A 12,423-nucleotide genomic window follows, 5' to 3' on the forward strand; every position below is an offset into this window, starting at 1 on the left:
GGGGGGTGCAAGCCTTGTTCGTCCGGCCGGATCAGACCCGGGCGGTCTCACGGGCGGTCTCACGGGCGCGGGGCGCGGTCTGGGCGGCTGCCGGAGTCGCGCTGAAGCGCACCAGCGTGGGCCCGCCGGTCAGCGGTTCGATGCGTGTCAGCAGGCACTGGCCGTCCTTGCGCACCAGTTCGGCGTCCCACCCGGCACGGTCGCGTTCCGTCATCACGAAATCGCGCAGGTCGGCCCAGATCGGGCTTGGCTTGCAGTCGGCCTGCCAGGCGCCGGTCGCGTCCGCGATACCGGTGTCGGCGAGGCTTGCGTCGGGATCCAGGCCCCACATGTCACGGTAAGCCTGGTTGCAGAAGGTGAGCGTGCCAAGCTGAGAGAACACCGCGACCGCGTCGCCCAGCCTGTCGAGCACCGACTGCGTCACCTCGATCTCCTGGCGGAAGCGCCGGGTGAGGGTGATTTCCGAGGTGATGTCTTCGAACAGGAAGGCGACGCCGCCATCGGGGTGCGGACGCCCGGTGATCCGGTAGGTCAGGCCCGAGGGCAGGTTCCAGACCTCGGTATACAGATCGGAACTGGCGGCGGCGATCACCTCGGACAGCTTGTCGCGCCAGGAGCGATAATCCTTGGGTTCGGGCATCATCTGCTTTTCGCGCAGCATGTCGAAAAAGCTGAGAAGGTTGGGGCGCGAGGACAGGAATTCCGCCGGAAGGTTGGTGTGGTCGATCAGCGCCGGGTTGAACAGGATCAGCCGGCGGTCCCTGTCGAACACGGCCAGCGCGATCGGCAGGTGGGCAAAGATCCGGGTCAGCGTCTGAAGAAAGTTGCGCTGGGTCGCCTCGGCGTGGATCACCGCGTCGATATTCTGGGCGAAATGCAGCCAGCCGTCGGCCAGGCGATACGACTGCACCTCGAACCAGCTTTGCGGTCCGCCGTCGCGCTGCCCGATGCTGGTGCGGCTGATATGCAGTTCTTCGGCCTCGTTCGGCAGGACGGCGAAGGGCGAGCTGCCGTGTTCGGCGTGCCCGGCCTGCAGCGCGATGTCGGTAAAGGCGGGATTGTTCCACACCACGCCGCGCGCGCGGTCGGTCTGCCAGACGGGAAAGGGCGCGCGGGCAAAGGCAAGCCGCAGCCGCGACAGGTCGCGCATTTCCGTGCGCAGGCGCAGATATTCGCCCGCGTCCAGCGATGGCCCGGTCATGCTCAGCCGCAGACTGCGGCCTTCGGGACGGATTCCCAGATGTGTGTCCGGATCGCCCGCGGCGGCAAGCGTCTGGCGGGTGTTGGGCAGCGTTTCGGGAAAGGCCGGAAAATGCGTGCGCAGCACCTCCGCCAGGTCCTCCCAGATCAGCCGTTCGTTCGGCGCGCAATCGAGAAGCTGGCGTGCCTGCGGTGTCGCGTCGACCAGCACACCGTCAGACACGAACATCTCGACCCGGTTTTCGCGCGGTCGGGCGCCGGGTGTCGGCTCGTCTTCGACCGGGGCGCGCGCGCCGCGAAGCATGAACGCGCCGAACAGCGCGGCGAAGCTGGCACCGAGTCCGGCGGCGATAAGGACGACCAGTTCCACGGCAGCGTTTCCCTGACAGAGTGTTAACCATAGTCAGTGCTAGGAGCAGAAGGTTAATTAGCGGTTAAGGTGTGCCAGCCCGTCATGTTTCAATCAAGGGGTTTTCCCCAAGCGGAGTGTGCGCCGTCTCGGGCGGCACGATACTGAGCGCCGGCCATGTGACTTCGACAATGGCGCCATGCGGCGTACCGGCTTCGCCCTCTCGGCCCGAAGGCGCGGCGCCATTGGCAAAGCTGAGCTCGGCCCCGCTGCGTTCCAGCAGTGTCTTGGCAATGAACAGCCCCAGCCCCATGCCTTCGTATTCCGGGCGCGCGCCGCGATCCGCGGCGCTGCGGCGTCGGCGCAGCAGCGGATCGCCAAGCCGCCTGATCAGATGCGGCGGATAGCCCGGACCGTCGTCGCGTATCCGCACCAGTACCCGCGACCCGTCCCAGCCCGCGTCAATCCAGACTTCGCTGCGGGCGAAATCCACCGCGTTCTGGATCAGATTGCGCAGCCCGTGCAGGATGTCAGGGCGGCGCAAAACCAGGGGTTGCGCCCCGCCACCGGGCAGTGGCGCGAAATCCATGGTGATGTGCTTGCCGCGATTCTCATGCGGTTCGGCGGCCTCGCGCAGCAGCTCTGACAGCGGCGCCTGGCGCAGATGCAGGTCGTCCTTGCCGGCGCGCCCCATGCCCCGCAGGATGTCGCGGCAGCGGTCAGCCTGGGCGCGTATCAGGCGGGCGTCGTCCTGCAGATCGGGCAACGCGTCCAGATCGTCGATCAGTTCGGACGACGCCAGTTTGATCGTCGCAAGCGGCGTGCCCAGCTCATGCGCGGCAGCCGCGACCACCCCGCCCAGATCGCTGAGCTTTTGCGCCCGCGCCAGCGCCATCTGCGTGGCGATCAGCGCGTCGGACATGGCGTTCATCTCTTTCGTGGCCCTGCGGGCGTAGACCGAGATGAACGCCAGCGCGATGGCCAGCGCCGTCCACTGGCCAAAGACAAAGACCTGCGGCAGGGCCAGGATTTCGCCGTCCGTGGTGCGCAGCGGCAGATGGGCGAACACCATCACGGTAATCAGCGCAAGGGCGGTCACGTTCAACAAAATGGTCGAGCGCAGCGACAGCACCGCCGCCGACACCGTTGCCGGGGCCAGCACCAGCAGGGAAAACGGATTGTGCAGCCCACCGGTCAGAAACAGCAGAAGGCACAGCTGCAACAGGTCGAACATCACCATCAGGAAGTTTTCAGCCTCGGACAGGCGCTTGTCTTCGGGAAAGACGAACATCGCAACAAGGTTGCCAACCACCGACACGCCGACCGCCAGGTAGCACAACCCCAGTTCGAGCTGCAGGTCGTACAGCTCACGCGCAACGGAAATGGCGGTCAGCTGGCCGACGATGGCCACCCAGCGCAGAATGATAAGCGTGCGCAGACGGATGAAGTTGCTGCGCTGGCCTTCTTCCAGCAATCCCAGGTCGGCCTGACTCATCTGCGCGCTTTCGTCTCTTTTATCCGATGGCTGCGATTGTTAAGTCTGCCGGACAGGTTCCGCAATCAACTCGGGGAGGATCCGCATGCGCTGGATCGCCGTTACCGCCGCCGCTATCGCAATTGTCGCCGTGACGGGGGCGGCCTGGCTTTACACGCGCGCGCCCGGCGACGATCCCTTTGCGCCGTGCCGGTCCGCCGCCGTGGCCGGGGGGACCGGTGCCATCGGCGGGTCCTTCACGCTTGTCGACAAGGACGGGCAGACCGTCACCGACAAGGATGTGATTACGAAGCCGTCGCTGGTCTATTTCGGCTATACCTTCTGTCCCGACGTCTGCCCCCTGGACAGCGCGCGCAACGCCGAGGCCGCCGATCTGCTCGCAGAGCGCGGTTATGACGTGACCCCGGTGTTCATCACCATCGACCCCGAACGCGACACGCCGCAGGTGGTGGGAGAATTCGCCGAGGTGTTCAGTGACCGTATGATCGGGCTGACCGGCTCGCCCGAACAGGTCAAGGCGGCAAGTCAAGCCTACCGGACCTACTACAAGAAGCAGGATGGCGATGACGAATATTACCTCGTGGACCATTCGACTTTTACCTATCTCGTGCTGCCCGAAACCGGCTTCGCCGAGTTTTTTCGCCGCGACACCACGCCCGAGCAGATCGCGCAGACAGCCGCCTGCTTCATCGACCATTCCTGAGCGGCCGAGAGCTCCGATGCACTGCGGGTTTGACCCTGTGGCAGCCGTTGGATATGTACGATTTTCAGCGCAGACCAGCATCGGGAGTACCACGACGTGTCGGACCGGACCATCCAAGAGCTTGGCGACGACCGCTCCCTTCTGCTTGTCGACGACGACGAACCGTTCCTGAGGCGTCTCGCGAAAGCGATGGAAAAGCGGGGGTTCGACGTCAAAACCGCCCTTTCGGTTGCCGACGGTACGGCCATCGCCACAGCACGGCCGCCGGCGTATGCGGTGGTCGATCTGCGGCTTGAGGACGGCAACGGGCTGGACGTGGTCGAGGTGCTGCGTGAACGCCGACCCGACAGCCGGATCGTCGTGCTGACCGGCTACGGCGCCATCGCAACAGCTGTCGCCGCAGTCAAGATCGGCGCTACCGACTACCTGTCAAAGCCCGCCGACGCGACGGATATCACCAATGCGCTGCTGTCCAAGACCGACGATCTGCCGCCCCCCCCCGACAATCCCATGAGCGCGGATCGGGTGCGATGGGAACATATTCAGCGCGTCTATGAATTATGCGATCGCAACGTGTCCGAAACCGCGCGACGGCTCAACATGCATCGACGGACCTTGCAGCGCATCCTCGCCAAGCGATCCCCGCGCTGACACAGAACAAATTCTTCGTACGAAGAATTTGCGCCCGCTTCGGGCGCTCTGATCTGCGGTCTTGGGCGGGATCGAAAATTCTTCGACGAAGAATTTTCTTTGGGCGGGTTAGAGGTCGTAACGCTTCAGAACCTTGTCCACCACCTGTCCGTTCGCCATCACATACCCTTTGATACGGCCCCAGTCTTCAAAGCCCCGGCTTTGGTAGAAGATCAGCCCGCCCGCGTTGTCGGCCCGTATTTCGGCGTTGATCCATCTGTAACCGGCGACGCGCGCGGCCTCTTTCGTGGCCTCGAACAGCTTCGATCCGATTCCCAGCCCCGATTTTCCGGCTTTTGCAAAGGTCCCGATCTGGCCGACGGTCGCACCGTGGTCCCGGTGCGGTTCGATGAACTGAAACCCAAGGATGTCTCCAACGGCGTCTTCGGCGATGTGCCAGATCGACCTCGGGTCACCTTCCATCCAGGCCAGCATGTCCGTCTGGCTGACCGGATCGGTCATCGCCGTGCTGCCACCGGTTGCAACGATGTCGCTCAGCAGCGCGGCCATGTCTCGCGCATCCAGGGGCGCTGCGCGTCGGATGTCGATCATTGCAGCGCCTCCAGCAGGTCCGCGTGGCGCTTGGTGAACGCAGCGCGCGCCTCGATGGGCGGGCGCAGGTGGATTTCGAGCCCGTCGGTCAGGGCGGGGTCGGGGCGACCAAAGATCTTTTGCGCTTCGGACAGGGAAAACCCCGCGATCTGCGTCGCCTCCATATAGGCGGAGATTCGGTCGGCCTTCTTGATCCGTGCTTTCAGCCGCGCCGGGACCTGGGCGGGCAGGCCGAACCGAATATGGATCGCTGCCGCCAGCCGTTTGTCCAGCACGCTGTAATGCGGCCCGACGGCGGCCTTTACCGGCGAGATCATGTCGCCGATCACATATTCCGGCGCATCATGCAGCAGGGCCGTCAGCTTTTCCACCGCACCGGCGGTGGGGGTCATGCGGGAGAACAGCGCCTCGACCAGCAGCGAATGTTCCGCCACGGAATAGGGGAAATCGCCCCTGGTCTGCCCGTTCCACCGGGCGACAAAGGCCAGACCGTGGGCGATATCCTCGATCTCGATGTCCACGGGCGTCGGGTCAAGCAGGTCAAGCCTGCGCCCTGACAGCATCCTTTGCCACGCGCGCGCCTGCCGTGCCATCAGGTCCTCGGCGCCGGCGGGATGATCCTTGTGACATTCATGGTGCCCCCCTTTACCTCTTGTCAGGGTTGAGTTCTGATCCACGTTGCCGGGCAAATCAAGGGATGCTAGGCCCATGGCCAGCATGCAGACAAGGACGGACACCGACATGGCACAGGATTACATCGTCAAGGATATCGCTCTGGCCGGTTTCGGCCGCAAGGAGCTGGATATTGCCGAGACCGAGATGCCGGGCCTGATGGCCTGCCGGGCCGAGTTCGGGGAAAGCAAGCCGCTGGCGGGCGCGCGCATCGTCGGCAGCCTGCATATGACGATCCAGACCGCCTGCCTGATCGAAACGCTGGTGACACTGGGCGCGGATGTGCGCTGGGCGTCGTGCAACGTCTTCTCGACGCAGGATCACGCGGCGGCGGCAATCGCCGAAGCGGGCATTCCGGTGTTCGCCATCAAGGGACAAAGCCTTGAAGAACATTGGGATTACCTCGACCGCTCGTTCCAGTTCGAAGACGGCCCCAACATGATCCTGGACGACGGCGGCGATGCGACGCTGTATGTCCTGATGGGTGCGCGGGCCGAGGCGGGCGAAGACATCATTCCGGTGCCGCAATCCGAAGAAGAAACCGTTATCAAGGCGCAGATTGCCAAGCGCATGGCGGCCAGCCCCGGCTGGTTCACCAAGGTGCGCGACCAGATCAGGGGCGTGTCCGAGGAAACCACCACCGGCGTGCATCGCCTGTATGAATTGCAGAAAACCGGCCAGCTGCCGTTTCCCGCGATCAACGTGAACGATTCTGTCACCAAGTCGAAATTCGATAACAAATACGGCTGCAAGGAAAGTCTTGTCGATGGCATCCGCCGCGCCACGGACGTCATGATGGCGGGCAAGGTCGCCGTGGTCTGCGGCTATGGCGATGTGGGCAAGGGCTCGGCGGCGTCGCTCTCGGGGGCCGGTGCGCGCGTCAAGGTGACCGAGGCCGACCCGATCTGCGCGCTTCAGGCCGCCATGGACGGGTTCGAGGTGGTCTTGCTGGAAGATGTCATTGACAGCGCCGACATCTTCATCACCACCACCGGCAACAAGGACATCATCCGCATCGAGCATATGCGCGAGATGAAGGACATGGCGATCGTCGGCAACATCGGCCATTTCGACAACGAAATCCAGGTTGCCGCGCTCAGGAACCACAAGTGGACCAACATCAAGGAACAGGTGGACATGATCGAGATGCCAGGCGGCTCTCGCATCATCCTGCTGTCCGAAGGCCGCCTGCTCAACCTTGGCAACGCCACCGGCCATCCGTCTTTCGTCATGTCGGCCAGCTTTACCAATCAGGTGCTGGCGCAGATCGAACTGTGGAAGAACGGCGGTGAATACGACAACAAGGTCTACATCCTGCCCAAGCATCTGGATGAAAAGGTCGCGCGCCTGCATCTGGATCGCATCGGGGTGAAGTTGACCACGCTGACCCCGGAACAGGCCGCCTATATCGGCGTCACGCCCGAAGGTCCGTTCAAGCCCGAGCATTACCGCTACTGACCGATCCGTCGCCGGCCGCGACAAACGCCCCGTTGTCGCGCGGGGCGTTTTGCCGTTTGGGGGTTGCGCATTACCTCTGGCTGGCGCTGCATCGCGGCGACGAACAAGGAGACCGATCATGCGTATCATCATTCACGGCACAGGGGCCATCGGCGGCGTCGTCGGCGCGGCGCTGATAAGGGCGGGGCACGAGGTTATCGGCATCGCGCGCGGGCGGATGCTGGACGCGATCCGCGACAGCGGCCTGACGATGATCAGCCCCAAGGGCACCGTAACCGTCGATATGCCCTGCGTCGCCCACCCGTCCGAGATCGACTTTCGACCCGACGACATGGTCCTGCTGTGTGTCAAGGGACAGGACACCGACGCCGCGCTGAAAGACCTGCGCGCGGCGGGCATGACCGACCAGCCGCTGTTCTGCCTGCAAAACGGTGTCGCGAACGAACGCGCCGCGCTGCGGTATTTTCCGAATGTTCACGGCGTCACGGTCATGATGCCCGCGACCTACCTGTCGCCCGGTGAGGTCATCACCCATGGTGCCCCCTGTTACGGCCTGTTCATCATCGGACGGTGCACCGGGGGCGCTGACGCGGCGGATGCGGCGCTGAAGGCCGCGTTCGACCCCGCGAACATGGCGTGCCTGCAATCCGACGCGGTGATGCAATCGAAATACGGCAAGCTGCTGATGAACCTGGGCAATATCGTCGATGCGCTGCTGCCGCTGGACGCGGACAGGGCGCGGTTCACCGCAAGGCTCAAATCCGAGGCCGAGGCGGTATTTGCGGCGGCGGGCGTCGCGTGGGAAGACATGGGTGTGGATAATCCCAACCGCGCGAAATTCCTGAAGGTCGTCGATATTGACGGGGTGCCCCGGTCCGGCAGTTCGACCCGTCAAAGCGTCGCGCGCGGCGCGGGCAGCGTTGAAACCGATTATCTGAACGGCGAGGTGGCGCTTCTGGGCCGGTTGCACGGTGTGCCTGCGCCTCTGAACGCCGCGATGGCTGCGGTTGCCGCGCGGCTGATGGTTGATGGCAAGGGCGCCGGTGGCATGACCGAGGCGGATCTGGATGCGGTGTTTCTGGCCGCGACGTAGCATCGCCTCCGGCGGGAGTTTATCCGGCAAGATGAAGGGGCGGGGCGCGGGAGGTCATGGAAGTGATACCGTTCGGTGATCTGGACGTTACCGCAGGGGGGTAGCAGCGGCGCAGTCATATACCTGAATGGATGTCTGCCATGCGCCTTTCGATCTCTGTCCTTGCCGTTGGGGGTGCGCTTGCCGCCCCGGCGTTTGCCGAAGATCTGTATCCCGCCACGCTTGCCGGTCACGCCGTGCTGCCCGCGCTGTCACTGGTCGAACCGCCCGCCGATGCGCCGCGCGATGCCTGGATTTCCGGCAAGTTCACCGGGGCGGCGCGCAATGACGACCCGATGTCCGTGATGGGCAATGTCGGCAAGAATTACGGCGGGCACGAGACGGGCATCGCGCTGCCCTTCATCGGGCAGCCGGTTCAGGGCATGTCGGGCTTTGCCATGACGCAGGCCGGCGATGGCAGCTGGTACACGCTGACCGACAACGGCTTTGGGTCCAAGCGCAACTCGCCCGACGCAATGCTGTTCTTTCACAAGATGGCACCGGATTTCGACGCGCAGACCGTGACCCGTCGCGAAACGATTTTCCTGTCCGATCCGAACCACGTCGTGCCGTTCCGCATCGCCTATGAGGGCACGCAAAGCCGCTACCTGACCGGCGCTGATTTCGACACCGAATCCATTCAGGTGGTCGGGGACGAGGTGTTCATCGGCGACGAATTCGGTCCCTATCTGATCCGCGCCGGTCTGGATGGTGTGCTGCGCGAGATCTACGCCACCCGCCTGGACGGCCAGGAGCTGACCGGCCCCGACACATATAGCGTCCATGTTCCCGCCACCGCCGGCCGCGATTTCCAGGTGCAGCGGTCGGGGGGGTACGAAGGCATGGCGCTTCAGCCTGGCACGGACATGCTGTGGGCGATGCTGGAAAAGCCGATCCTGCTGGAGGGCGGCGAAACCGAAGGCCCCTTCCTGCGCGTCATCCAGTTTGACCCCAAGACGGGCGACTGGACCGGCGAGTCGGTAAAATTCCGGCTGTCCGACGGCGCGACCGCCATCGGCGATTTCAACTTCATCGACGAGTCCCGCGCTCTGGTGATCGAACGCGACAACGGCGAAGGCGATGCGGCGCTTGCCTGCGCCGAGGGGGCGACCGACACGTCGGCCTGTTTCCCGCATCCCGCGTTGGTCAAGAACATCGTACTGGTCGATATGACCGACGTGGATGCCGACGGTTTCGTGCGCCGGATTGGCCGCGTCGACCTGATGAACATCGCTGACCCGGACGGCAAGGCCATCGACGGTGTGGTGCACGCGGGTGGGCCGTTCACCTTCCCGTTCTTCACCATCGAAGACGTGGTGCGGGTGGATGACACCCATATCATGGTTGCCAATGACAACAACCTGCCGTTCTCGGGCGGGCGCAGGATCGGACAGGCGGCGGATAATGAATTCATCCTGCTGTCGGTGCCCGAGTTGCTGTCGGCGGAGTGATCCGGCGGGCATGAAAAAGGGGGTGCCCGGCGACGGGCGCCCCCCTGGCACAACTGGACGAACCTAGCTGTAACGCTTGATTTCGCCGGTCTTGAGGCGCGCCTGATAGCTGACCATCTCGGCCTTGACGATCGGCATCAGGAAATACAGCCCGAAGATGTTGACCAGCGCCATGGCAAAGATCGCCGCATCGGAAAAGTCGATCACCGGGCCAAGGTTCATGGCCGCTCCGATCACCACGAAGATGCAGAAGACGATCTTGAAGCTGAGCTCCTGCGCACGGCCTTCGCCGAACATGTAGGTCCATGCCTTGAGGCCGTAATAGCTCCATGAGATCATTGTCGAAAAGGCGAACAGGATCACCGCCAGCGCCAGCACATAGGGAAAGAACGCCAGCGCCGAGCCGAAGGCGGCAGAGGTCAGCGCTACGCCCGACACGTTGCCCACGGTGGCCACGCGGCCCTGTTCGGCGTCCCAGATGTACATGCCGGTATCGGGGTCGATTTGAAGCACGCCGGTGATGACGATGACCAGCGCCGTCATGGTGCAGATCACCACCGTGTCGATGAAGGGTTCCAGCAGCGACACATAGCCTTCGGTGATCGGCTCCTTGGTGCGCACCGCGCTGTGGGCGATGGCGGCCGAACCAACACCGGCCTCGTTGGAAAACGCGGCCCGCTTGAACCCCTGGATCAGCGCGCCAACAAGTCCGCCCGCGATGCCAAGCCCGGTGAAGGCCCCGCTGAAGATCTGACCGAAGGCCCAGCCGATCTGATCGGCGTTCATCAGGATGATGACCAGCGCGGTGCCGACATACAGCACGCCCATGAACGGCACGACCTTTTCCGTGACCCGTGCGATGGATTTCAACCCGCCGACGATGACGGAAAAGACGATGGCGGCAAAGATCACGCCGGTGATCCAGCCGGGATAATCGCCGACGATATTGGTGATCTGGGCGTGGGCCTGATTGGCCTGGAACATGTTGCCGCCCCCCAGCGCGCCCAGCACGCAAAAGATCGAAAACAGGATGGCAAGCCCCTTGCCCAGTCCGGCAAACCCACGTTCGGCCAAGCCCTTTTTCAGGTAATACATCGGGCCGCCGGACACCGATCCGTCGGGGTATTCGTTGCGGTATTTCACCCCCAGCGTGCATTCGGTGAATTTCGACGCCATGCCCATCAGCCCGGCAAGAACCATCCAGAACGTCGCGCCCGGCCCGCCGATGGACACGGCCACCGCCACGCCCGCGATGTTGCCAAGACCCACGGTGCCCGAAAGCGCGGTGGCGAGCGCCTGAAAATGCGACACCTCGCCCGCGTCATCGGGATCGGAATACTTGCCCGATACCAGCGCGATGGAATGGGGAAAGGACCGGAACTGCACAAAGCCGAAATACAGCGTGAATATCGTGGCCGCGACCACCAGCCAAAGCACGATCCAGGGGAACGATGTGCCGGGAAAGGGCGAAAAGATGAAGTTGACGAAAGGCCCGGTGGCGGCACCGACCGCGGCGTTGATGGTGGCGTCAATGCCCTGCGGCGCGTTCTGGGCCTGCGCGGCGCGGGCCGCAAGGGTTGCCGCGATGGCAAGGATGAATGTCTTTTGGAACATGTCTTGGTCTCCTTGGCTCAGGGCACGATGACGGTGGGAACGGGCGACAGCTGGGCCAGCCCCAGCGTGACCGACCCGAAAACCCGCGCGGCGACGGATTGCGACCCGGACCGTCCGACATAGATTTCGGTGGCACCGGCCTTTCTGGTTTCTTCAAGGATCAGTTCGACGACCTGGCCGTAGCGGATGACGCCGGTGGCGGGCACGCCTGCGGCATCGGCCTTGGCAAGGGCCGGGGCCATCACGATTGCATTGGCGCGCTCCAGCTCTTTCTTGCGGCGGCCGTGTCGTTCGGCCAGCTCTTCCTGGGTCAGGAACGAATAGGGCGACCATTCAAGGACGTGGACAAGCAGCAGCGATGCCCCATCGCCCTTGGCTTGCTTGATCGCGAAATCCAGAACTCCGGGATCGTCTGGCGCGCCTTCGAACGCGACGACATAAGTTTCAGAAGTCATTCTGCCTGTCCCTTTTGATCAAAATCCTGCCGCACGGGAAAATATGCCCGCCGCATCCGACAATTCTGGGCGATCCTTCCCCGTGCTGTCACCCTGTTTTTACCGATTCGTTACAATTCGACGAAACGCCGCCCGCGCTGCGAAAGATCCGGGCGACTTTTCGGGGGTTTCACTCGCCCCGGTCGCGTCTAAGGTGGCAAGGGTCGTCGCGGCGGCCGGTCGGACGATTTCAGGCGGAGACATCCGCAAAGAATTGGGAGAAAGACGATGAGCAAGCGTGACGAGCTGATCACGAAATATGCCGAGGATCTGCGCGGCAAATGCGGCATGGAGCCGGATATGGATCTGCTGAAAAAGGTGACCATTGGATGCGGTCCCTCGATCTACAACGCTGACAGCGCGACCGTGGCGTCATCGCAGCCCGCCGAGATTGAGACGGTAAAAACGAATTTCCTGATGAAAAAACTGGGACTGGCCGATGGTCCCGAACTGATGGCCGGCATCGACACGGCGATTGAAACTTATGGGAAATCCGAGCGGAACAAGTACCGCGCCGTGCTGTATTACCTTCTGGTCAAGCAGTTCGGCAAAGAAGCGGTCTACGGCTGACCCCAGGGGCCGGTGGGCGCGTTAACGATATTTACCGGGACCT

The 12,423-nt window shown here is 63.4% G+C and carries 12 protein-coding genes; 6 read left to right on the forward strand and 6 right to left on the reverse strand.

The genetic code is table 11. The features are described 5' to 3' along the window. Positions 1-31: 31 nt before the first annotated feature. Both ATI53_RS03755 and regB read right to left on the reverse strand, forming a co-directional pair. Entirely contained in the window at positions 32-1,570 is a 1,539-nt protein-coding gene (locus ATI53_RS03755; RefSeq protein WP_111549757.1) for a PAS-domain containing protein, read from the reverse strand. Positions 1,571-1,652: 82 nt separating this feature from the next. After that, positions 1,653-3,044 (reverse strand): sensor histidine kinase RegB, encoded by a 1,392-nt coding sequence (gene regB, locus ATI53_RS03760; protein WP_009505582.1) that lies wholly within the window; start codon positions 3,042-3,044, stop codon positions 1,653-1,655. An 85-nt stretch (positions 3,045-3,129) separates the two neighbouring features. On the opposite strand from regB, the gene ATI53_RS03765 reads away from it, so the two are divergent. Next, positions 3,130-3,747 carry an SCO family protein gene (locus tag ATI53_RS03765; RefSeq protein WP_111549758.1) on the forward strand — a complete coding sequence of 206 codons (618 nt, stop codon included), beginning with the start codon at positions 3,130-3,132 and terminating at the stop codon, positions 3,745-3,747. Positions 3,748-3,843: 96 nt separating this feature from the next. Further along, complete coding sequence (locus ATI53_RS03770) at positions 3,844-4,398, forward strand: ActR/PrrA/RegA family redox response regulator transcription factor (RefSeq protein WP_009505584.1); 555 nt, start codon at positions 3,844-3,846, stop codon at positions 4,396-4,398. 108 nt (positions 4,399-4,506) lie between these two features. On the opposite strand, the gene ATI53_RS03775 is transcribed toward ATI53_RS03770, so the two are convergent. Together ATI53_RS03775 and ATI53_RS03780 are read right to left on the reverse strand one after the other, a co-directional pair. Next, entirely contained in the window at positions 4,507-4,989 is a 483-nt protein-coding gene (locus ATI53_RS03775) for a GNAT family N-acetyltransferase (RefSeq protein ID WP_009505586.1), read from the reverse strand. Continuing rightward, positions 4,986-5,582 carry an HD domain-containing protein gene (locus tag ATI53_RS03780; RefSeq protein ID WP_009505588.1) on the reverse strand — a complete coding sequence of 199 codons (597 nt, stop codon included), beginning with the start codon at positions 5,580-5,582 and terminating at the stop codon, positions 4,986-4,988. Before ATI53_RS03780 ends, ATI53_RS03775 begins: the two co-directional genes overlap by 4 nt. Positions 5,583-5,730: 148 nt before the next feature. On the opposite strand from ATI53_RS03780, the gene ahcY reads away from it, so the two are divergent. The 3 genes from ahcY to ATI53_RS03795 all read left to right on the forward strand — a co-directional run bounded on the left by ahcY (position 5,731) and on the right by ATI53_RS03795 (position 9,702). Beyond that, positions 5,731-7,119, forward strand: coding sequence for an adenosylhomocysteinase (gene ahcY, locus ATI53_RS03785; protein WP_223865879.1), 1,389 nt, complete (start codon positions 5,731-5,733; stop codon positions 7,117-7,119). A gap of 118 nt (positions 7,120-7,237) precedes the next feature. Next, on the forward strand, positions 7,238-8,212 hold the full coding sequence (locus ATI53_RS03790) for a ketopantoate reductase family protein (protein ID WP_111549759.1): 975 nt from the start codon (positions 7,238-7,240) through the stop codon (positions 8,210-8,212). Positions 8,213-8,352: 140 nt separating this feature from the next. After that, positions 8,353-9,702, forward strand: a complete 1,350-nt coding sequence (locus tag ATI53_RS03795) for an esterase-like activity of phytase family protein (RefSeq protein ID WP_111549760.1) — start codon at positions 8,353-8,355, stop codon at positions 9,700-9,702. A gap of 63 nt (positions 9,703-9,765) precedes the next feature. Here the strand turns inward: ATI53_RS03795 and ATI53_RS03800 are convergent, their stop codons facing one another. Beyond that, a complete protein-coding gene (locus ATI53_RS03800) occupies positions 9,766-11,316 on the reverse strand; it encodes an alanine/glycine:cation symporter family protein (protein WP_009505593.1) in 1,551 nt (516 codons plus the stop codon). Positions 11,317-11,333: 17 nt separating this feature from the next. Next, positions 11,334-11,771 (reverse strand): universal stress protein, encoded by a 438-nt coding sequence (locus tag ATI53_RS03805; protein ID WP_009505594.1) that lies wholly within the window; start codon positions 11,769-11,771, stop codon positions 11,334-11,336. A gap of 267 nt (positions 11,772-12,038) precedes the next feature. Between ATI53_RS03805 and ATI53_RS03810 the strand changes: the two genes are divergently transcribed. Continuing rightward, a complete protein-coding gene (locus ATI53_RS03810; RefSeq protein WP_009505595.1) occupies positions 12,039-12,380 on the forward strand; it encodes a DUF2853 family protein in 342 nt (113 codons plus the stop codon). Positions 12,381-12,423 lie beyond the last annotated feature (43 nt).

Origin of the sequence: Salipiger aestuarii (assembly GCF_003259905.1) — a bacterium.
GTDB lineage: Bacteria > Pseudomonadota > Alphaproteobacteria > Rhodobacterales > Rhodobacteraceae > Salipiger > Salipiger aestuarii.

Bases quoted from the DNA above. Each gene is read 5' to 3' on its own strand.
- regB (WP_009505582.1), bottom strand. From the start codon at position 3,044: ATGAGTCAGGCCGACCTGGGATTGCTGGAAGAAGGCCAGCGCAGCAAC.
- ATI53_RS03765 (WP_111549758.1), top strand. From the start codon at position 3,130: ATGCGCTGGATCGCCGTTACCGCCGCCGCTATCGCAATTGTCGCCGTG.
- ATI53_RS03775 (WP_009505586.1), bottom strand. From the start codon at position 4,989: ATGATCGACATCCGACGCGCAGCGCCCCTGGATGCGCGAGACATGGCC.
- ATI53_RS03780 (WP_009505588.1), bottom strand. From the start codon at position 5,582: ATGGCACGGCAGGCGCGCGCGTGGCAAAGGATGCTGTCAGGGCGCAGG.
- ahcY (WP_223865879.1), top strand. From the start codon at position 5,731: ATGGCACAGGATTACATCGTCAAGGATATCGCTCTGGCCGGTTTCGGC.
- ATI53_RS03790 (WP_111549759.1), top strand. From the start codon at position 7,238: ATGCGTATCATCATTCACGGCACAGGGGCCATCGGCGGCGTCGTCGGC.
- ATI53_RS03795 (WP_111549760.1), top strand. From the start codon at position 8,353: ATGCGCCTTTCGATCTCTGTCCTTGCCGTTGGGGGTGCGCTTGCCGCC.
- ATI53_RS03800 (WP_009505593.1), bottom strand. From the start codon at position 11,316: ATGTTCCAAAAGACATTCATCCTTGCCATCGCGGCAACCCTTGCGGCC.
- ATI53_RS03805 (WP_009505594.1), bottom strand. From the start codon at position 11,771: ATGACTTCTGAAACTTATGTCGTCGCGTTCGAAGGCGCGCCAGACGAT.
- ATI53_RS03810 (WP_009505595.1), top strand. From the start codon at position 12,039: ATGAGCAAGCGTGACGAGCTGATCACGAAATATGCCGAGGATCTGCGC.